This window comes from Sporomusa sphaeroides DSM 2875 (genome assembly GCF_001941975.2).
In the GTDB taxonomy this organism is placed as follows: Bacteria; Bacillota; Negativicutes; order Sporomusales; family Sporomusaceae; genus Sporomusa; species Sporomusa sphaeroides.
Genome location: NZ_CP146991.1, coordinates 943,171 through 964,220, shown reverse-complemented (window position 1 = coordinate 964,220; position 21,050 = coordinate 943,171). Strand labels below are relative to the sequence as shown.

Genomic DNA, 21,050 nt, shown 5'->3' with positions numbered 1-21,050 from the left:
GTTCCGCCATATCTAAATAATGCCTTTTTATTTTTTTAAGGATAATCATCATGGCAGTTGCAGCCATTAGCAAAAGCGCGCAGCACCAACGCCATTATCATCCACTCCAACTCCCGGCGGGCCAGTGATTACCGCCTGCTATGCTTCCTGTATTTTACGAATAAGTTGCCGTGACTAAGCTGAGACGTGGGTTTTATCGATTGTATAATTCCTGATATCTCTTCTTATTCCAAAGCACTTCACGGATAAACTCTCTGGTTTCCGGAAACGGAATTTGCTCTATATCACGAAATTCCATATTCCACCCATATTGTTCCATCCATTCTTTTACGTTACCTCTACCAGCATTATAAGCAGCCAATATCAGCACTTCATTCCCATTAAATTCATACTTTAGTGATGCCAGATACCACGTACCGAACCGAATATTAACTTCCGGCGATGCTAAATCCTGCAGCTGAAAACCAGGATCTTCGCTCTGCACGGCAATCCACTGTGCGGTTTCAGGCATTAACTGCATTAAGCCTACTGCCCCTACAGGCGACTTGGCTTCTAACACAAACTTACTTTCTGCCTTGATGACTCCGGTTACCAGCCACGGGTCCAGCTCATGTTTTGCGGCATATTGACATACGAGTTCATTATAGAGAAAAGGATAGGCATATTTTTTTTGAAACCAATCGCTAGTATATATACAACTTGCCCCGACTACAAGAAACACCCCGACTACCAGGACTTTCATCCAGGTATAATTCACTATAGGATCACTCCGTTGTTAAGATTTCTAAATAACCCTAAGCTCCTAGCATATCTGTGAAAAGACTGTCAAATAGCGAACTCCCCCGCATCAAACAATCGTTTACAGGATCTCAAAGCAACAAGTTTGAATAACGCTACTATTTTACCCTTAAATGCTGTAAAGATGTCGTTAAGAAATAACTCATTCATGTAAAAAAAATGTAAAGATTTTGTTCAAATTCATGTTAATTAAAAAGCATCACCTCCTGTTTGTAAAAAACAGGAGGTGATGCTTTGAATATTAATAATCCAGCCCCAAAACTTCGTTGATTTCCCCTAACAGCAGGCGTCCATCAACCGAACGGGCATTATCGGCCCGCATTTCAACAACAGGCCGCTCTTCGTCAAACTCATCTTGGATTTCGCCGACGATTTCTTTTAAAATATCTTCGGAGAAGCGCGGTCGAGTAGAAGCGCGCCTCGCGGCACGCCCCCCTCACAGAACCGGACGTGCCCTATTAAGGCATCCGGCTCTTCATAGCAGCATTTACTTACGTTTAGCCATAGATATTTACATAGATCCTCGCTTTAGCTAGCGGGAATCTATCTTTGAGTTTTGCAAATCCTTCCCAGGTCAAGCTCTTCTTTTGGCTTCTTCGATTAAGTACTTCAAACAATTTACGCCGTATATAGTATCCAAATGTATTGATAGCGCTGCTGTTGTCGGTTACTCCATAGTAGCGGAAGTGACCAACCAGCTTGATGTTTATCTGCTTAATCAATTTTCCTATCTCTGTATGCATATTTTGATAGAGCCATCCAGCGAAATGTTTTAGCTTTGCTCTCAATTTCTTCCGGCTGGTTTTCCTTTTGACGCGGAATTTTCCCTTCTTGCTCTTGCTACAGTAGTGCGTGAACCCAAGAAAGTCGAATGTCTCCGGTTTGCTGGCCCCTTGGTTATTCCGTCTTTCCTCAGCAAAGCGCCCGAATTCGATAGTCTTTGTTTTCTCCTCTGCTATTTCTAGGTTGAATTTCCTCAATCGTTCTATCAACTTACCGTAGAAATCTTCGGCATCTTCTTGGTATTGAAAGAAGCATACAAAGTCGTCACAGTACCGAATTAAATAGGCCTCGCCTCTGCATTCCCGCTTTATCTTTACCATAAACCACAGGTCGAGCACATAGTGCAGGTATATGTTCGCCAGGGTTGGGGATATGATTCCCCCTTGCGGCGTTCCGGTGTCCGCCTCTTCTAGTTTCCCCTGTTCCATGACACCTGCTTTAAGAAATCGTACTATCAGTCTCAATAGATTCGGGTCTTGGATTCGTTCTTGTAGAAACTTCACCATCCACCCGTGTTCTACGTTGTCAAAGAATCCTTTAATGTCCGCATCCACTACATAGCTGACCTTCTTGCTTTCGAGAATCTTGGTGATTTCCTTCAGCGCTTCATGGCAATTTCTCTCTGGTCTGAAACCGTAGGAGCAGTCCAGAAATTCCGGTTCGTAGATGGCTGTCAGGACTTCATTAAGTACTTTCTGCACCAGTTTGTCCTCATAGGCAGGTATCCCTAGTGGGCGTTTCTTCTTATCCGTTTTGGGGATGTAGACTCTCTTTACTGGCTGCGGCTTGTACGCTTGCCGCTTCATTCTTTCCAGGAGATTCTTGATGTTTTCCTGTAGCTTTTCACCGTATTCTTCTTTGGTTACACCATCAACGCCTACTGCCTTGTCTGCTGACAGAATACTATGGGCCGCGTTCAGGCTTTCCTCGTCAATAGCATGGATAAGGGTTTGCAACTTGACTCTCGGTCTTTGTTTGGCTAATTCAGCTATCCTTGTCAGCTTTGTTTCCAATGGGTTCTCTGCCTCCAGTGCAGCATTGTTTCTTTTTCCAAGGCCACTACTATGTTACGTCCTTCCCTCCGCTGGCATTACCCGGCTTCTTCGGTACTACGACGTAATCCGACTCCCTGTCGCTTATTTGGCTTCCTCATCTTCGACTTGTCCGCCATACTCCTTTGAGAGCGGCAGGGTCTCCCAAGTTCACACGGAGTAACAGTGTGTAGCATGCCAAGACCTACGATCCCGGGCTGCCGCGATTAGCTCGCCTGTATCGCTAACTGCGGTGTTGTCTTCTGCTCGTCCCATGCATCGACCTTGACCATTGATGATTTCGGGATTCTACATCTTCAGCTTGTGCTTTCGGCCTACTACCTTTCCTGCCTACGCTTAGACCTGGCGTTACCGCTTCAGTCCCAAGGCTGGATACTGGGTGGTTGGCTAGACCTTCCCAGACGGGATTTCCACCCGCTTTACTCCGTGCGCTTCTTGGCGCACGGGACGCTCATTTTGCTTCTCGCGTACCAAGACTATACCCATTGCCATACCTGCCGCCAATAAAACCAAAACAGGCCAAACACGTCTGCTTACATTTCCCCTGTGGTTTGGCGCAGTTACTATAAACAAAAGACTTCCGAATCCTCGGAAGCCTTGAATTCATTGGTGACCCACGTAGGAATCGAACCTACAACCTACTGATTAAGAGTCAGTTGCTCTGCCAGTTGAGCTAGTGAGTCATGTTATGGCTGGGGCGCTAGGACTCGAACCTAGGAATGCGGGAGTCAGAGTCCCGTGCCTTACCAACTTGGCGACGCCCCAAAAACTTTAGTTCATGTTTTTTGTCACAAAAACTATTATATATATTTTCTATTATTTTGTCAAATTTATTCTATACCGTATGGTATGCTGGAATTTCCTTATCTACCGCTTTTACATTAGAGTTTACAATCCACTTCCCGCAGTGCTTACAGCGAACTGTCGCTTCAGGTAATGCCCAAGCCAGTATTCTTCCGCATGTTTCACACGTAAAAGCAACTAATAACGGCTGCGTTTGATTATTCGTAGTGACACCCCTCTCTTTATTTATTACCTCTTATTTCCATAAAAGTTTTTATATTCCTGCAAACCATGTAAAATAAATTCATTCCTGGAATCAGCAAGCAGGCTTGCGGGAACAAAACCTTTACCTAAAACAGTTGCCAACAGGAATAATTATGCAACAAGCACGGAATTTCCGCTGCAGGAAATCCCGTGCTTGTTACTTGTTTGCCCCTGGCTTTTACAGGTTGCCATTAATATCTAAAACAGCATTCATACTACCGGTACGATATCCGGCCAAATCCAGTGTAACATAAGTAAACCCTAATTTCCGGAGCTCTTTAGTAATCAGATCTGCTGTATCTGCTTGAGCCAATACCGGGATATCTGCCTGAGCTACCTCAATACGGGCCAGATTATCATGGTGTCTAACCCTGATCTGACCCTGGCAAAATTGCTTAATAAACCCCTCGGCAAGCTCAATTTGCTTCAGCCTCCCGGCTGTAACCGGCAAGCCGTAAGCTACCCGCGAAGACAGACAGGCTGCACTGGGCTTGTTCCAGGTAGGCACACCCCACTCCTTAGATAGAGTGCGTATTTCCGCCTTAGTCAGTCCGGCTTCCAGCAAGGGGCTGCGAACTCCTGTCAACTCGTCAATAGCCCTCATACCCGGACGGTAATCCGACTTATCATCCGCATTCGAGCCTTCCAGTACCCAAGCTATCTGCTCAGCATCTGCCCATTGTCTTAGCGCGTCAAAACGTTCTTTTTTGCAGAAGTAGCAGCGATCCGGCGTATTGGCGACAAACTCTTCGCTGGCAAGTTCGCTGATGTGTAAAAGGACATGCCTGATACCAATTTTTTGCGCAATGGCAATAGCCTCCTGCCGTTCCGACTCAGGCAGCGTTTCTGAATAGGCAGTGACAGCGACAGCCTGATCACCCAACGCCCGCTGGGCCGCTGCCGCCAAAAAACTGCTGTCAACCCCTCCGGAGAAAGCCACTGCTACTGCTCCCATTTCCCTCAGTAATTGTGTCAGCTTTTCTAATTTCTCAGTGATTTGCATGCTAGCTCCTCCTGCATCTTGATGTCTTAAATAATATAATCCTGATTGATGTCCTGGACCAGTTCGAATTCCTGAAAAACTTTCTGCCGGTAAGTGATCAGACCGGCATCCCCCCGATCACAGGGTCTTGGCAACTGTATATCAATCATCTGTTTGATCCGTCCGGGGTTAGGTGACATAATAGCAACCCGCTGCGCCAAATACACCGCCTCGTCAATATCATGGGTAACAAATATAATCGTCGGCTGCTTTTCCTGCCAAATTCTTAGTACTTCATCCTGCAGCCGGTAGCGGGTAAACGCATCTAAGGCAGCAAAAGGCTCATCCATAAACAGAATGTCAGGTTCGACTGCCAACGCTCTGGCAATAGCTACGCGCTGCTTCATCCCGCCCGAAAGCTGTCTGGGAAAACTTCCGGCAAATTCGGTCAAGCCCACCAGTTCCAAGTACGCTTCCGCCCTTTCCCGGGCGGCTGCGCCCTTTATCCCCTTGGCCTCAAGACCAAAGATAACATTACCCAATACATTCCGCCAGGGAAACAGGCCATAGTCCTGAAATATGGTGATATGTTTGGGATTTGGGCGGGTGACAGGCAATCCGTCAATGGTTAGTGTTCCGCCTGTCGGCTGTTCAAATCCGGCCATCAAATTCATCAGTGTTGTCTTGCCGCAGCCGCTTGGGCCGAGCAGGCACAGAAACTCGCCAGACTCAATCTGTAGATTGATATCCACAAGAACATCAAGCTGTTTGCCCTTAACTCCCGGAAAACTTTTGTATATATTGTTTATCTCTATTTTTGCCAAATTACCACCTCATAGTTTAACCCATTCCCCATTTACGGTTAATTCCTTTTTCCGCCCAGTCCATCACCGTGTTTACGGCAAGCCCCAGCAGGCCGACAACCAGCATGCCGCCCATAATCCAGTCTGTCCGCAAGAAGTTGCGGGAATCTACAATTAAATAACCAAGACCGGATTGCGCTCCCAGCATTTCGCCGGCCACCAAATGAATCCAGGCTATGCCTATTGCAAGATTAAGACCAATCATAATGTACGGAAAGGCGGCCGGAATAACGATTTTAGCAAACAGCATACCTTTGCCTACACCAAAGTTTTGCGCAACTTTCAAGTAAACGGGATCGATTTTTCTAACAGCACTAATTGTGGATAACAATATCGGGAAAAAGGCCGACAGGAAAATGATAAATATCGCCGGAGCATTCCCCACACCAAACCACAGCACCGCCAGCGGAAACCAGGCAATCGGCGAAATGGGCCGCAATATCTGGAGCAGCGGTCCCACTGCCGCCAGCGAATAGGTATGCCATCCCAGGACCAGCCCTAAGGGAACAGCGGCAATGAGCGCCAGGCTGTAGGAGATGGCAAAACGGACAAGGCTTACTTCAATGTGCTCCCATAACAAACCGGTTTCCGCCAATTCTCCTAAGCCTGCAAGCACCGCAGACGGCCCCGGCAGCTGCTCGGGAGTATAAAACCCGGCTGCCGCCTGCCACACTCCCAGAAAGGCGATAATCGCCAGCCAGGGTAAAATAATCTTAGTTGTTAACTGTTTTTTCTGCATAACCGGCTTACACCCCAAAGGCTTTTTTAGCAAACCGGTCGTCGATATATTGAGCCAGGTCTATTTTATCTTTAGTGATCCCAAATTGGAGGAGATACTCCTCTGTTGCGGCAAAATCCCTGATATCAGGCACAAGATTATTGAAAGTGATCCTGCCTTTAGGATTTGTCAGTACATGTTCCACGACTTCCTGCTTTTGTCCCAGATATTTAAGTGACAATTTCGCTGCTTCTTGCGGATTGTTGTCAATAAAGGCAGCCGCTTTAGCCAAGCCTCCCACCAGTTCCTCAACAGCCTCTGGCTGCTTTTGTACTACTTCTTCCTGCATATTAAGCACGCAGCAGATATGATCATGCCAGATATCTTTGCTTAAGACCAGTACTTTGCCTACCTTTTGCATCTCAGCCTGCCCGCCAAATGGTTCAGCTACAATGAACGCATCTATTTTGCCTGTTGAGAGTGCATTAACCATCTCCGGCGGCGACATATCTATAAACTTTACTTCAGAATTAGGATTAATGCCTTTTTCGGTCAGCACTTTGTGGATAAGTACATTATGGGTGGAAAACCGGCTGGGAATCGCAATAGTCTTGCCGCGCAAATCTTCAATTTTGTTAAGCTCCGGAATATTTTTAGCCGTCAGCACCGAGCCGTTGCGATGCCCTAAAAATACAGCCTTAACCGGCACGCCTTTTTGTTTTAAGCTCATACCGATCGGCGTCAGTGCAAACGCTCCTTGAATGGCATTGCCCTTAAGCGCCTCGGCTAATTCTGCCCAACCGGAAAATTTAACAGGTTCAAGCGTAAATTGCCGGAACTCCATCTGCCCATGGGCAATCATGGTGAGATGGTCGGTGATGGGCAAATAGCCAATTTTTATTGTCGGTTTATTCTTGCCTTGATTGGAGGCTCTGCCTGTTTCGGTGGTGCTGCCACATCCGGCCAGGGTTAATCCGCCGACAAGGCCCACTGTCATAAATACACTTTTCTTAATAAACTCTCTTCGATTCATACTCTACCTCCTGCTCTATTTTGATTCGATAACTCCCATCGTTATAAGCGGAGCCTCTCTATTACTTGCTGTTCCAAGCTGCATGATTTCTTCTTTGCTCAAAATCTGCGGAAATTCTCTGGCCTAAGGCCGTCGGCTCAGGTACAACCACCATGACAGAACCCAGCAGTTCCTGGGTGCCATGAGCAAAGAAGCCGGCCACTTTATCAGAACCCAGTACAGGTGCCGGAATACAGTGATAGGAATTAAGACCCATCAGCCTAAAGCTCAGCGCCGCGCCGACACCTTTTTCATTTGACCATTCAGGACTGGCAAAGGCAAACGGCATCTGTGTCAAAGGCTGACCGCATTTATCGGCCAATGCCCGGAATAGGCCGGATGCCCGTGCATTATCCAGACATTCTCCCATATGCCACACCGGCGGCAGCTTTCTGGCTCCCAGCACTTCCTTAAGGCCGGGACCTGCCTTCGTCAGCGCTTTTTGCGTACAATAGCCAAGTTTTAAGAGCGGGAAAGAGGCACAACCGTTAGTAAGAACAAGAATATCATTGGCAAGCAAGGTATCGGCTACCTGGACAACGGCTTGTTCATAAACAACCTTGGGGTTATTGCAGCCGACAAGGTTAACAATGCCCTTTATTTTGCCGGCTTTAATTAAGGCTGCCAGTTCATCCAGGCTGCCAAAAGCCTGGGTAATATTCTCCACCGAGAAACCAACCTCGGCCTCCAGGCTAACCTCCGGGATATATACATTGCCTTGCTGCCGTGCAGGATAATTGGTTATTGCCAGTTTGACAATGTCTTTGGCTTTGTCCAGTATCTGCTCCATATTGGCATGATGGTGATCAAAAGCAATATGGATAGCACCAGGCAGACGGCAGGAATCACTGGTAGTGATCACCTTGGTGTGGAAGCAGGCGGCCACATCCATAATGCCTGGGAAAATATCCTGCAAATCGGCTACCCAGGCATCCAGTGCCCCTGTTCCCATAATCAACTCAGCTCCCAGCGCGTTGCTTAAGGGATGAACCTCGCCATAGCGATATAACGAAGACAAGCCTGAACAGCAAATACCATACAAACGAATGCCTGCAGCTCCTTGCGCCTTGGCTAACTCGATAAGTTCCGGCTCCCTGCTGGCCTGTACTAACGCCGAAGGCATAACCGGTGAATGTCCATGCAGCGCAATATTGACATATTCTGCTTTAATAGAAGCAAAATTAGTTTCGATATAACTGCGTTTGGGCGGCCCATACAGACAGTCGGCAGCAATCGACGATCCCAGTACACTGTTCCAGGAGAATGCCAAGCCGCAGCGCAAGAGCTGTTTCATGAGATTTTCCCAGTCGCCGTCGGTCCCTGTTCCGGTACGGTGCAGGGCTTCAAAGACTTCGTGATAGGAACCCAGGGGGATAATATCAAGCTCAGACCAGGTTTCCACCCGTTCGGGAGGTGCCATGGCAGCAATTGTCCGGTGTGTGGCCGGCACGGCACGGGACATATCTTCCAGCAGCAGGTCGGCAAGCTGCTCAGCCAATTGCGCCACCGTTTTATCTTCCCGATAAATGCCAAAGGCTTTAGCGGTGGCCACAATTTTTTCCTGTCCTAAGAGCGGTAAGGGCAATTCGCCGCTGGCCGCCTTTTTAAGAGTCAGCAGTACTTCCCGCCCCCGGGAACCATGAGAAGCTACCCCGGCGGCCACCCAGCGAAGAATATTACGGGCAACGATGACATGGGCGTCGGCGCCACAGACGCCTTTAGGGCTTTTCTCAGTAATCTTACATGGCCCCATATTACAAATCCGGCAGCAGGTTCCAGCCAATCCGAAAGCACAATGTGGTTTTTGCGCATCAAAGCGGTCAAAGGCAGTAGCTATCCCGGCTTTATCCAGGTGGGTAAGCATCTGTCTGACACCGGGGTCAGGTGTTTGTTTAATCACTTGCTCTTTAGACGGAAAGGTTTTCCGGTGCTCATTAATGGCTTCAAAGTTCATGGTTGCCTCCTATAAGGTGTGATAAAGCAGACGGTTAGCTTCAGGTGGGAGCTTCGCCCCATCGGAAGGTTAGTCTCAGGCTTAGAAACGGTGCGGGCATTTCAGGCAAAAAAATAAAAGGCCAAAGAATCACCCGTATTAGGGCAATTCCCAAGCCTTTAGTCTGTCTAATCAGCTGAGGTATATATAATCTATATAGTAGTATAAAACGAGAATAGCATAGCAGTTCGTCTATTGTCAACAAGTAATTATCGTTAAAATATAAAAATGCTCTTGATTTTCATATTGTCAGGCAGCGTATTAGTGTCGCCGCCGTTTAGCCAGGCAACGGGCATATTGTCGGTACTGAAATCAAGTTCATAGCGAATCTTGCTATCCCGCGCAATGGCGTACAATGTATCGGTATACTGGATCGAGCCGAGGGTGCCGGTTTGCCGCAATTCTCCCAAGGTGGTTCCTACCCCGATACCCTGAGTGGTCTTGTAACGATCATCAAAAACACGAATGGCTGTGATAACTTTATCCTCGGTTTGTTTGTTAAGAGCAAAATAAACGGTTAGTGCCGGTACTTTTTCCTGCCCGTCATAGGCCCTTAATACCGGATAAGCCCGTCCGGCAAAAAACTCTTCTCCCGCACTGACGGCCTGCTTGCCAAACTGCTGGTAGAGATGGTCAACCGATGTCCCCACACCAATGGCTCCGGCATAACCGGTAGCTAATGTGAATTGACCTGCCGGCTGGCTGACGGTGGCAGACGGCCTGTTAAAAGCAGGAGGTTGAGTATGTTTCGGAATTGTTCTGACGACCTGCTGCTTGGTTTCATTGTCACCAGGCATTTTTTCATTTGCTTTGGGAACCGAGTCCACCTTCTCTAAGGCGTCTTTGAGTTCAGTAATACCGGCAGCTACCAGCGCAGTAAGCACGCGGCGGTCATTCCTGGCCCTGGCCATATTGACAACATTATCGCCGTTACTGTCATTGACAGTGACATTAGCGCCATTTTGCAGCAGAGCAGTTACCACTTTGGCATGACTGTTCCAAACTGCTTTCATCAGCGCGGTCTGGCCATCCTTGTCACGCACATTTATATCCGCGCCTTTATCCAGCAATTGCCGCACCACCGCGGTCTGGCCATAAGCCGCCGCTGCGTGCAATGGTGTAAATCCGTCATTTTTCCGGTAAGCGTCGGGAGACATACCGGCCTCAATAAACAAAGCCGTAACCTCTTTATTGCCTCTGCCGGCATACTTGACAAAATTATCGGCAGTAAAACTTATGCTCATACGGGCAAGGCGGTTTTCCGGCAATTGAGCAGCTTCCAGCTTGACCTGGCTGTCTACAATGCCATAATAGGCCCCTAACCCAACAATAGCAGGCAAAAGAATTAAGGCAAAATACACAAGGTGCTTAGGCTCAATTCGCTTAGCCACCCCATCCAGTGTTGTCTTAGCGCTTGCATAAGCTCCGGAGAAATCAGGTTTTGCAACTGCCGGCGGCTTTATCGTTTTTAGTTGTCCTATGAATGCTTTTATTTTAGCTGTGAAGTTTGCCCACATAATCTAATAACACTCCGTAGGTAAAATTAACTAACACCAGTACTATATTCGTCGAAAAAGGTCATTTTCCCTTTTATTAGCTAATTAATGAGGAAAAACTTAATGATTTGTTAATAGAAAGGAGAGAGCTACTTTATCAAAACCAGGAGAAGAAGAGCAGCAGCAGCGCTTCTTCAAACCATTATATTGACACGCTTACTCTTTTTCTTGTGAGCTGCCTGTTTCCTTTCGGCGTTTTCCTCAATTTGTGCTTTGGCTTCCGCATTTTTTCGGCGCACAGCCACTTCCGCCGCAGCAATCCCGTATTGCACCGATTCCCGGAGGTCACGGTCAACCTCAGAAATATAGGTTTTATCCTCCTGGCTGCCGCCACTAAAGGCACCGATACAAGCTTGTCCCGGATGACCGGCCTTACCGGCAGCAGACAAGAGCTTACTCAGGCTTCTATTTACTAACAGACGCTCATGCTTGGCCAGCGCCCGTTCCCTGGCCCGCTCCTTTTTAGCAATAGCAGCCTCCCGCTCCAGTCTTTTCTCCTCCAGCTTTTTAGATATTTCATCATACAGTTTCTGGGCAATCTCTTGATCGACGGCAACCAATTCTCGGAGCTGTTGTTTTATATTTCCCGGCTGCTGCCGGTCACCATCTTTGTTACCGGTATCGCTCTGCTGCAGTTTCTGGAGAAGATTCGCACGCTGCTCCTGTAAAGCCGCCATATTATTTTTTGGCATAAAGGTAGCCAGCAAACTGTTTAAGCCGGCTTGATCGATAGCCATATTTCCCACTCCATCCGTACTTCTTACTACTTATTATATCGACAATTTACTGAGAAAATTAAGTAGTACTGCCAATATCCTACTCCGCTCCGTAATCGAGTAAGAGGCTACGCATTAGTTGAGTAGCCGACTTCTCACACCACCGTACGTACGGATCCGTATACGGCGGTTCAATAGCTTAAGTGCAATACCTCGTATCTTTTGGCTATATCATCATAGCCGATGGATGCGAGGTATTCGTTCGTTAATGACCTGCATAAAATCCAGCTACCTGCAATACGCCAATATCCTAGTCGGGAATAAGACCATTCTCTAGCCTTCTGCTTTGGTATACCGTGGAGCATGAGGTTCTTAAATTTTGCGGAGGGTTTCTTCCACTGTTTCCAAAAGATTTGCCTTATTCTTCGGCGTATCCATTCGTTAAGAGATTTTATCTTGGAACTCATTTCAGCTATTGCATAATAGCCTAACCATCCGGTTGTATATTTCCTGATATTGTTTAGAATTGCCGGGATAGGCTTGGCTTGCTTTCTGCTTGTTAATTGCCTGATTTTGTTCTTGAATTTCTCCATCGACTTGGCATGTGGCCGTATACCCATTCTTTTCCCTGTCTTAAATAGGGAAAAACCTAGGAATTTAAGTTTTAATGGGCTCCCCGCCTTGCTCTTTTCCTGGTTTACCTTAAGTTTTAATTTGTTCTCAAGATATTTCGTGCTGCTGGTCATTACCCGCTCGGCCGCTCTTTGACTTTTGACGTAAATATTGCAGTCGTCCGCATACCTTACAAACTTATGACCTCTGCTTTCCAGCATTCGGTCGAAAGCCGTAAGGTATATGTTGCTGAGAAGTGGTGAAAGGTTGCCTCCTTGTGGCGTTCCCTCCGTTGTCGGACTGACTAAGCCGTTTGCCATAACGCCGCTCTTTAAGAACTTACGTATCAGCTTGATGACGTGCTCATCCTTAATTACTTCTCTTATCCTATCTATGAGAATGTCATGATTGACTGTATCAAAATATTTAGCGAGGTCTATGTCTACGACTCTGATATAACCCTGCTTATAATATTCTTCGGCCTTCTTCATGGCTTGATGGGCGCTGCGCCCCGGTCGGAAACCGTAGCTGTTTTCGGAGAAATGGGGCTCAAACATGGGTTGCATTACCTGTACTACGGCTTGTTGTACCATACGGTCTATGACCGTTGGTACTCCAAGGTTTCTCTTTCCCCCGTCTGGCTTTGGTATTTCTACTCGTCTGACCGGTTTGGGGTTGTACCATCCGGCACGAATACTTGCCAACAGTTCCTCTTTATGGTCCTTTAGATAGGGCAGCATTTCTTCTACTGCCATTCCGTCAACTCCCGGAGCGCCGCCGTTTCGCTTTACTCGTAGGTAGGCTGCATTGAGGTTGTCCCTGTGTAATATGGCTTCGAGCAAACGACTTGCACCGTCTTTCTCTGCGGTTTCAGGCGTAACAATGCTCCGCGCTCCGCTATTACTCTCTGTTTCCAACATACCCTCACACCGGTAGCCGACTTTCGTCGTTTTCTGCTCTCTTTGCATTGCTTCACCGTCCTCTCGTTCAAAGACTACTATTGTTCGGTCCTTCCCGGAAAAAAAATCCGGTACTATGACCTCTGCTGACTTCTTGCAATTTAGCCATACATCACTGCATGGGTTCTCCGGGTGTCATGGGGTTGCCTATGTCTTTCGGAGCCTTGCGAGACCTCCCCCGTTAAGAGCGATAACCTTCCCCTCATATATCTGCTACATTTACACCACAGGGTTCGGGCAGTATTGGACTTTGTTTTAGTTAGCAAACTCGTCCTCCCTGCATATGCCTTATATGTAGTTTCTATTCGTCAGACCAAGGGTTTGCATTAGGCTTACTTCAGATTCCGCCTCACGGCGGACACCCTTGCCCTCTGCTAACAGTTCCTACTGCCAAGCCTGTAGTGGACTTTCACCACCAAGTTATCACCCATTCGAGGCAAACTAACACAAACCTCCGAAGCTCATTTTCAAGCTTCGGAGGTTTACTCAGCTATTTCACACTGATGCTTCAAGCTGAGCCTGCCACATGGCGTAATACTTGCCACGCTGCTGCAGCAATTCTTGATGAGTGCCCTGTTCGGCAATTTTCCCTTGGGCAAGAACCAGAATCTGATCGGCGTTTTGGATTTTATTGTGCTGAGTGAATCTTTCCTTTCTTCCAGCCCAGTTTCGCCACAATCCATTCCACAACCACAAACAATACGGGAATAAGGAAAATACCGAGAGCGGTGGCAACCGTCATGCCGCCGACTACCGCAGTTCCCATCGCCTGTCTGGCCCCCGCTCCGGCTCCGCTGGCAACAGCCAGTGGCAGGCAGCCGATAATAAAGGCAAATGAAGTCATTAGTATCGGCCGGAGACGTAAAGCGGCAGCTTCAACAGCAGCGGCGACCGGATCCATTCCTTTATCCACCCTGACTTTGGCAAACTCAACAATGAGAATTGCATTTTTAGCGGCTAAACCGATCAGCATGATTACCCCGATCTGCATATAAACACTGTTTTGCAGATTCATCACATACTGGGATAATAACGCTCCAAAAATACCGGTTGGCACCGAAAGCATGACGGCATACGGAACACTCCAGCTCTCATACAGCGCCGCCAGGCACAAAAAGACAAAGATCAACGCCAGCGCCAGAATCTGCATGGTTGTGCTGCCGGCCTTCTTTTCTTCCCGGCTTTGTCCTGACCACTCAACGTTGTAGCCGGACGGCAGTATTTCCTTAGCCAGTCTTTCCATGGCCGCAATGGCCTGCCCGGAGCTGTAGCCTTCCGCCACCGAGCCGTTAACTTGAATGCTGCGGGCGCCGTTAAAGCGCGATATATTTGATGTTCCCGTCGTCAGCTTAGGTTTTAGCAATGTATCCAGCGGAACCATCGATCCGTTTGAGGAACGTACATAGATAAATCGGGTCATATCCGCATCACCGCGAAATACCCGGTCAGCCTGCATAACAACTTTGTAGGTCCGTCCAAACATGTTGAAGTCGTTTACCTGATAACCGCCAAAGTTTACCTGTAAAGCCGTAAAAACATCGTCTAAGGCAATCCCCAGATTTTTTACTTTTTTCCGGTCAATTTCAAATTCGTATCCGGGAGAATCGCTTTTGTAGGTGGAGTATACCGCAGTCACTTCCGGCTGCTGATTGGCAGCCTGCACAAACTTTTTCGTAATATCATCCAATTCTTCTTTGCTGTGTCCGGTCAGATCCTGAAGCACCATGGTAAATCCGCCGACCATACCCAGCCCCGGCAATGCAGGTATGTTAAAAGCCATAACAGAAGCTTCAGGATACTGCCCTGATTTTTGCATAACGTCACCAATCAGGGCATCAATCTGCGTGGCCGGATCTTTCCGTTTATCCCACGGATCAAGACTTGCAAAGATTGTAGCAGCGTTGGACTTAGCCGCATTAGACAGAATATCAAAACCGCCAATTCCCATCATCAGATTGATTCCCGGCTGTTGGCCGGTTTCCGCCAATAGCCGGTCAATGACTTCCTGCGTCCGGTTCAAGCTTGCACCTTCCGGCAAGTTGACGGAAATCGCAAAATAGCCCTGGTCTTCATCCGGGATAAAGGTTGTCGGCACGATCTTATACAGATACGCCGTTCCCACCAGGATTACCATCAAAAAAATACAACAATACTTTGCCTTTTTGATTAACAATTTCACCGTTTCACTGTAAGCGTTTGTCGTCCGGTCAAACCAGTCGTTAAACCGGGTAAAAAATTTGTTCAGCAAACCGCCTTGCGTCTGTTCTTCATGGGGCTTCAACAGCATAGCACACAAAGCCGGAGTCAGGGATAAGGCGACAACGGCCGACAGCGCCATTGACACGGCAATCGTCAGGGCGAACTGACGGTAAAGAACGCCGACCATACCGCCGATAAAGGCAACCGGAATAAATACAGCCGCAAGCACAAAGGCAATGGCAATGACCGGCCCCGATACCTCCTCCATCGCTTTTCTCGTGGCTTCCACCGGCGTCATTTTGCTGTGGCGGATATGGTGCTCAACTGCTTCAATAACAACAATCGCATCGTCGACCACCAGGCCGATCGCCAGCACCATGGCAAACAGCGTCAGCGTATTAATGGAAAAGCCAAGCATAATAAAAGCGCCGAAGGTCCCGATCAGCGATACCGGAACCGCCAGCAGTGGAATCAGCGTCGCCCGCCAGCTTTGCAGAAAAATAAATACAATGATCATGACCAGGACCAGCGCTTCGGTAAACGTTTTGATTACTTCCGTTATCGACGCTGAAATATAGTCCGTATTATCGAAAACATTGGTATAGTGCATATCGGGCGGAAAAGATTCCGCAGCAGCAGCCACCGCTTTTTTCACGCCCGCAATGGTATTCATTGCATTGGCGTCATTGGTCAGCTGAATGCCGATGGCAACCGCATTTTTCCCGTCCTGCTTACTGCTGTAATTCATTTCCTTGCCGCCATTTTCAACCCGGGCAATATCTTTAAGATAAATAAAGGAACCATTAGGCTGCGCCTTTACAATGATATTCTCAAAATCGGCAATACTGGACAACCGGCCCTGCACCTTGCCGGTATACTGAAACTCCTGCCTGTCCGGCACCGGCATGCCGCCGATCGTTCCGGCCGGCGCCTGCACATTCTGCTCTTTAATAGCGGCAGCCACGTCAGCCACCGTTAATCCCAATTCCGCCAGACGGTCGGGATTAATCCATATCCGCCGGGAGAATTCCGTCCCAAAAACGGTAACATCTCCCACACCGTTCACCCGTTTAAGCATATCCAGCAGATACACTTTTACATAATTGGTTAAAAACATACTGTCATAGGTGCCCTTGGGCGAATAAAAGCTGAGTAGCATCGCCATATCTGAGGAAGCTTTCTTGGTTGTGATACCATATGCGGTTACCTCAGACGGCAAAGTCGCATTGGCCTGCGCCACACTGTTTTGCACCTTAACAGCGGCAATATCACCGTCCACCCCCAAATCAAAGACGACCTCCAGACTATAAGCACCTGAATCATCGGCATTTGAACTCATATAGTTCATGCCCTGTACACCATTCACTTGTTCCTCGATTACCTGGGCTACCGTTTGATTGACAACTTCAGCATTCGCTCCGATATAGGCCGCCGATACAGATACCGTCGGCGGCTGGATCTGCGGATACTGGGCGATGGGAAGCTGCAATCCGGCAATTGTCCCCGCTAATACAATCATAATGGAGAGAACAATGGCAAAAACCGGATGGTCTATGAAAAATTTAGCCACAATGAATCAGCCTCCTGTCAGTTAAACGACAACCCCAATTCTTCCGGAGCAACAACAGTCACAGCAAGCGCTGCTCCTTCCTGTGCTTTCGTCAGTCCTTCTACAATCACTACGTCGTTGTTGGTTAAGCCTTCTTTAATCAGCCAAAAGCTGCCTACTTTTTCTCCGAGAATCACAGACCGTACCTCGGCCTGGTTTTCCGCATTGACCACCATAACCAGCGATTTATCCAAAACCTGCTGTACAGCCCGCTGTGGGACCAAAACCGCATCCTTAATCAGCGCGCCGTCAATTTTAACTCTGGTAAACATTCCGGGGATCAGAATTCCGTCCGGATTGGCAATAGACGCTTTTACCGTCAGAGTGCCGCTATTATTGGCCAGTCCTCTATCGACCTGTGTAACTTTGCCTCTGAGCGGATATACGCTTCCGTTGCTTAAGGTAATCATCACATCCTCGCCCCAGCCGGCAAGATTTTGTTGTGAAGCCTGACGCAGGTCAAGGTATTCATTCTCACTAATGTTAAATTGCACAAATACCGAATCAAGAGCACCCACCGACACTAGTGTGGTACTCCCTGCCTGAGCATAGGTTCCAACACTGACGTCATTTACATCAAGACGTCCGTCCACCGGCGAAACAACCAATGTACTGTTTAAATCATCCTGCGCCTTTCTGACTAATGCGCGATAGGAAGCCACCAGCGCCTCATTCTGACGTTCGGTCGCTTTCTGCGTGGTCAGCCGCTGCTCTGGAATCGCGCTGGCATTCAGCAGGCTTTGATAGCGTTCCGTATCGGTCCGCGAATTTTCCCAGTTAGCCACGGCTTGCGCCAACTGTGCTTCAGCGGAAAGAAGCGTACTTTCATATTGAATAGGATCAATACGGAATAACGGCTGCCCCCGTTTTACGATATCGCCGCCGGAAACCATCTTTTCCACAATATTGCCTGATACACGGGCCTGTACCCGCACCTCATTTTTTCCTTGTATCTGGCCTGCATATTCATTCGCCCGCGTTATGTCCTGCTGGATAACCTTAACAGCCTTAACCGGCACTGCTCCCTTTTGCGGTACCGCCGTCTGCTTACCGCCACACCCTGCAATGAGCAGGATAATCGCCATAACACTCAGTCCCGCATAATAGTTCTTCATTATTTTTGCTAAAAACAATGCTTACAGCCTCCTCCAAAAATATTGCAATATTGCTTGCTGTTCCGCCAATTTATCTCAAGCATGTTTGCTTAGCTTAAATTGAATCGGCTAAAAATTAAATCAATTCTCCGTCCCCGGTTATTTATTGGGAATTCTTCGAATTGATGGTTTTTCGTAAACGCATACATGAATTGATTGTGCATCTCTAACCAACTCAATCCTTCCGAGCTCCCTGCATTCCCAGTTCCAGGACTGAATAACGTCAAGTGCAAGCGCATTAATTTTTTCCCGTGGCAGCGCCGGATCAGCCGCTACCGGAACACCGTGAATGATAATATTCATATTATGTAAAACCCCTTTTCGCTTCTGCTAAAATGGTCTAAAGCATAACTGTTTCAATCAAAAATTAATTCAAGGCAGCGTTTCCTTAATTTGACTATTTCCAGGTACTAAATTATAATAATCTATACAGTAACTGTATAGTCAAGAGGAGAAATCGAATTATGGCCGACTTAAGTGAAATGAATGATTTTTTGCAAAAACAGTTTACTACAGGGCAGTTTGCCGCTATGTACGGCATTAACAAACGCACCCTGATGTACTATGACAGCATTGATTTATTTAAGCCGGCTGTGGTAAAAGCGAACGGCTACCGCTATTATACCTTTCAGCAAACCGACGTCTTTGAAACCATCCAGATTTTACGTAAGCTTCGTGTGCCATTGGAAGAAATCAAAACGCAATTGGCAAGCTACACTTCACAAAACCTACTGAAATTGCTCCACAACCAAAGCAACATGCTTGAGCTGGAAATCGCCGAATTAATGTGGCTGCAAAGAGTTGTACAGAATAAAATCGGCAACATGAAAACCAGCCTGCAGATTGATTTTGATAAAATTGAAATTGTTGAAGCAAATGCGCAGGCGCTGCTGGTCAGCAAATCCCTTTCCGAGATGACGCTTGAAAAGGGAATAAAAACCATGTTGAACTTTATGCAGGAATGCTATCATACCCAAAGCTACAGCGGCTATCCCCACGGTTTTATGATGGACGCCGAAAAGCTGCAGCAGGGAAATTTTAATCATTTTACCAACTGCTTTTACCCTGTTGACGAAAAAACACCCCCATCGATGAAACAGGACTATAAGCCGGCAGGTCATTACCTTGTGGGCTATTATAAGGGCTATTGGCCGCAGATAAACCAGGCTTTTCAAAAATTTGTGGACTATGCCGATAAGCATAAGCTTATCTTTGTCGGGCACACCTATGTGGAAAGTCTCCTGGATGATACGGCGGCCACCGAAAATCCCGGGTACTGTGAAACCCGGATTTCAATACAACTGAAATAACGATATCTTTTAATCGATAATTATTTTTTTTAATATGTATTTATAGCTGATATTACATATATTAGAAACAAATTCCACACAATACTCGCTATATAAATCTTGGCCTTTATCAGCAAAAATACAGCAAGACCTCCGGGAAATGTCAAAATTCCCGGAGGTCTTAGTACTTTGCAGGATCTGTTCCTCCTGTGGCTGGGCGTTAAAGCAGCAGCGCTACGGATGCGCTATGTGCTTAAAGTGGTTGGTTGACCGGCGGTGCGGAGAGCGGCAAATTCTTTTTTCACCATGATGGCGGTCCATAATACAATCACCGCATCGATGGCCAGCGAGCCGATATAAATTCCTGCAACCCCCATTATCTGCGGCAGAATCCACATGACCGGTATATAGAAAATCAGTTGCCGGGCAATCCCGATCATGGCCGCCGGTTTCCCTTTGTCAATGGACGGGAAAAAGGTCATCGCCATAAAGATGGCCGACAATAAGGGTAGTAATACCATATAGATCCGGAAATACATCAGTTCCGTACCGGTAAAGGCCTGGTCGGGCAGCATCAGGCTCAGTACCCAGGCCGGCGCCGCCATCGAGATAAGCCAGAAGGGCAGGGTCAGCACCAGGGATGCAACCGTAAATATTTTATACGCGCTTATGACCCGCTCATATTGTCCGGCGCCGTAATTTATGCCGGTAACCGGCTGCAGTGCCCGCATTAAACCAAGGATAGGGGGCAGTGCGAAAATAAATATACGGTAAACCACGCCATAAAAGGCAATATCCAGCACCGTGCCGTAGCGGGCCAGGGCGTTAAACACCACAACCCCCTGCACCAGGCTCATTGCCACCATAATGAACGAAGACATGCCCAGGCTGAATATGGACTTGACCGTATTTGTATCCCAGTTAAAGGTGAAAACCCTGGTCCTGAAGGACGCGAACCCCCGTCCGAAATAAAACCAGCCCAGCAGCGTGTACACCAGCATACCGGCGTTGGTCGCCCAGGCCGAACCTTCCACTCCCAGGCCGAGGACAGCGACTAAGAGGTAGTTCGCCAGAACATCGGCTAAGAGACCGATCCCCATCATCACCGCCGCCGCCTTCATTTTGCCCTCGGCCCGGACGATCATATTTGCCGCCAGTCCGTAGATCCAAAAGAACGCACCAATCACTGTAATCCGGAAATAGATATCGCCAAGAACCAGTACTTCGCCGGTTCCACCCATCATTTTCACCAGTTGTGCAGAAAAGGCCAATCCCAATACCATATATACCACCGTTACCAGCACGGAAAGATAGTTGACCGTCCCCAGCAGGTGCTCCTGGGTGGTTTTGTCCTGGCGGCCGATGGCAATGCTCAGTACGGCGCCGGCACCAACACCAACCAGGGAACCTATCCCGACGCTGATCTGCGTCAACGGATAGGCTACGGAAACTCCCGCCAGCGCGGTTTCGCCCACAAAGCGGCCGACAAAAATTGCGGAAATGACGGTATTCAAGCCATAAAGAATCATGGCCGTAATTGCCGGCCAGGATAAATCGGACATCACCTGCCAGAGATTTCCGTTTAAAATAAAATGTTTCTGTTTTTCTTTGCCGGGTTCCATTGTCTGACTCATAAGAATCACCTTAC

Annotated in this window: 15 protein-coding genes and 2 tRNA genes; 1 reads left to right on the top strand and 16 read right to left on the bottom strand. The window is 47.7% G+C overall.

Annotated elements, in window-relative coordinates; genetic code table 11:
* Positions 1–193 precede the first annotated feature (193 nt).
* The 15 genes from SPSPH_RS04120 to SPSPH_RS04050 all read right to left on the bottom strand — a co-directional run bounded on the left by SPSPH_RS04120 (position 194) and on the right by SPSPH_RS04050 (position 18,416).
* A complete protein-coding gene (locus SPSPH_RS04120) occupies positions 194–757 on the bottom strand; it encodes a lytic transglycosylase domain-containing protein (protein ID WP_331250318.1) in 564 nt (187 codons plus the stop codon).
* 538 nt (positions 758–1,295) lie between these two features.
* Complete coding sequence (ltrA, locus tag SPSPH_RS04115) at positions 1,296–2,594, bottom strand: group II intron reverse transcriptase/maturase (protein WP_075753482.1); 1,299 nt, start codon at positions 2,592–2,594, stop codon at positions 1,296–1,298.
* 646 nt (positions 2,595–3,240) lie between these two features.
* Positions 3,241–3,316 (bottom strand) — tRNA-Lys (locus SPSPH_RS04110).
* Positions 3,317–3,322: 6 nt separating this feature from the next.
* Positions 3,323–3,398: transfer RNA gene (locus tag SPSPH_RS04105), tRNA-Gln, on the bottom strand.
* 460 nt (positions 3,399–3,858) lie between these two features.
* The gene (gene larE, locus SPSPH_RS04100) at positions 3,859–4,683 is read right to left on the bottom strand and encodes an ATP-dependent sacrificial sulfur transferase LarE (RefSeq protein ID WP_075753481.1); all 825 of its coding nucleotides are present in this window, start codon (positions 4,681–4,683) and stop codon (positions 3,859–3,861) included.
* Positions 4,684–4,709: 26 nt separating this feature from the next.
* Positions 4,710–5,486 (bottom strand): ABC transporter ATP-binding protein, encoded by a 777-nt coding sequence (locus tag SPSPH_RS04095; protein ID WP_075753479.1) that lies wholly within the window; start codon positions 5,484–5,486, stop codon positions 4,710–4,712.
* A gap of 16 nt (positions 5,487–5,502) precedes the next feature.
* The gene (locus SPSPH_RS04090) at positions 5,503–6,264 is read right to left on the bottom strand and encodes an ABC transporter permease (RefSeq protein ID WP_075753477.1); all 762 of its coding nucleotides are present in this window, start codon (positions 6,262–6,264) and stop codon (positions 5,503–5,505) included.
* Between the two features lie 7 nt (positions 6,265–6,271).
* Positions 6,272–7,276, bottom strand: coding sequence for an ABC transporter substrate-binding protein (locus tag SPSPH_RS04085; protein WP_075753475.1), 1,005 nt, complete (start codon positions 7,274–7,276; stop codon positions 6,272–6,274).
* A gap of 61 nt (positions 7,277–7,337) precedes the next feature.
* Entirely contained in the window at positions 7,338–9,269 is a 1,932-nt protein-coding gene (gene cooS / locus SPSPH_RS04080) for an anaerobic carbon-monoxide dehydrogenase catalytic subunit (protein ID WP_075753473.1), read from the bottom strand.
* 254 nt (positions 9,270–9,523) lie between these two features.
* On the bottom strand, positions 9,524–10,825 hold the full coding sequence (locus tag SPSPH_RS04075; protein WP_075753471.1) for an ankyrin repeat domain-containing protein: 1,302 nt from the start codon (positions 10,823–10,825) through the stop codon (positions 9,524–9,526).
* A 173-nt stretch (positions 10,826–10,998) separates the two neighbouring features.
* The gene (locus tag SPSPH_RS04070; RefSeq protein ID WP_075753469.1) at positions 10,999–11,601 is read right to left on the bottom strand and encodes a hypothetical protein; all 603 of its coding nucleotides are present in this window, start codon (positions 11,599–11,601) and stop codon (positions 10,999–11,001) included.
* A gap of 170 nt (positions 11,602–11,771) precedes the next feature.
* A complete protein-coding gene (ltrA, locus tag SPSPH_RS04065; RefSeq protein WP_075752891.1) occupies positions 11,772–13,160 on the bottom strand; it encodes a group II intron reverse transcriptase/maturase in 1,389 nt (462 codons plus the stop codon).
* A gap of 619 nt (positions 13,161–13,779) precedes the next feature.
* A complete protein-coding gene (locus SPSPH_RS04060) occupies positions 13,780–16,920 on the bottom strand; it encodes an efflux RND transporter permease subunit (RefSeq protein WP_075753465.1) in 3,141 nt (1,046 codons plus the stop codon).
* Positions 16,921–16,937: 17 nt separating this feature from the next.
* Positions 16,938–18,092 carry an efflux RND transporter periplasmic adaptor subunit gene (locus SPSPH_RS04055; protein ID WP_083945392.1) on the bottom strand — a complete coding sequence of 385 codons (1,155 nt, stop codon included), beginning with the start codon at positions 18,090–18,092 and terminating at the stop codon, positions 16,938–16,940.
* A gap of 120 nt (positions 18,093–18,212) precedes the next feature.
* The gene (locus SPSPH_RS04050) at positions 18,213–18,416 is read right to left on the bottom strand and encodes a hypothetical protein (protein ID WP_075753463.1); all 204 of its coding nucleotides are present in this window, start codon (positions 18,414–18,416) and stop codon (positions 18,213–18,215) included.
* A 161-nt stretch (positions 18,417–18,577) separates the two neighbouring features.
* Here SPSPH_RS04050 and SPSPH_RS04045 point away from each other — a divergent pair, with 161 nt between their 5' ends.
* Positions 18,578–19,423, top strand: coding sequence for a MerR family transcriptional regulator (locus SPSPH_RS04045; RefSeq protein WP_233138653.1), 846 nt, complete (start codon positions 18,578–18,580; stop codon positions 19,421–19,423).
* Between the two features lie 224 nt (positions 19,424–19,647).
* Here SPSPH_RS04045 and SPSPH_RS04040 read toward each other — a convergent pair whose 3' ends face one another.
* Positions 19,648–21,036 carry an MATE family efflux transporter gene (locus tag SPSPH_RS04040; protein ID WP_075753461.1) on the bottom strand — a complete coding sequence of 463 codons (1,389 nt, stop codon included), beginning with the start codon at positions 21,034–21,036 and terminating at the stop codon, positions 19,648–19,650.
* Positions 21,037–21,050 lie beyond the last annotated feature (14 nt).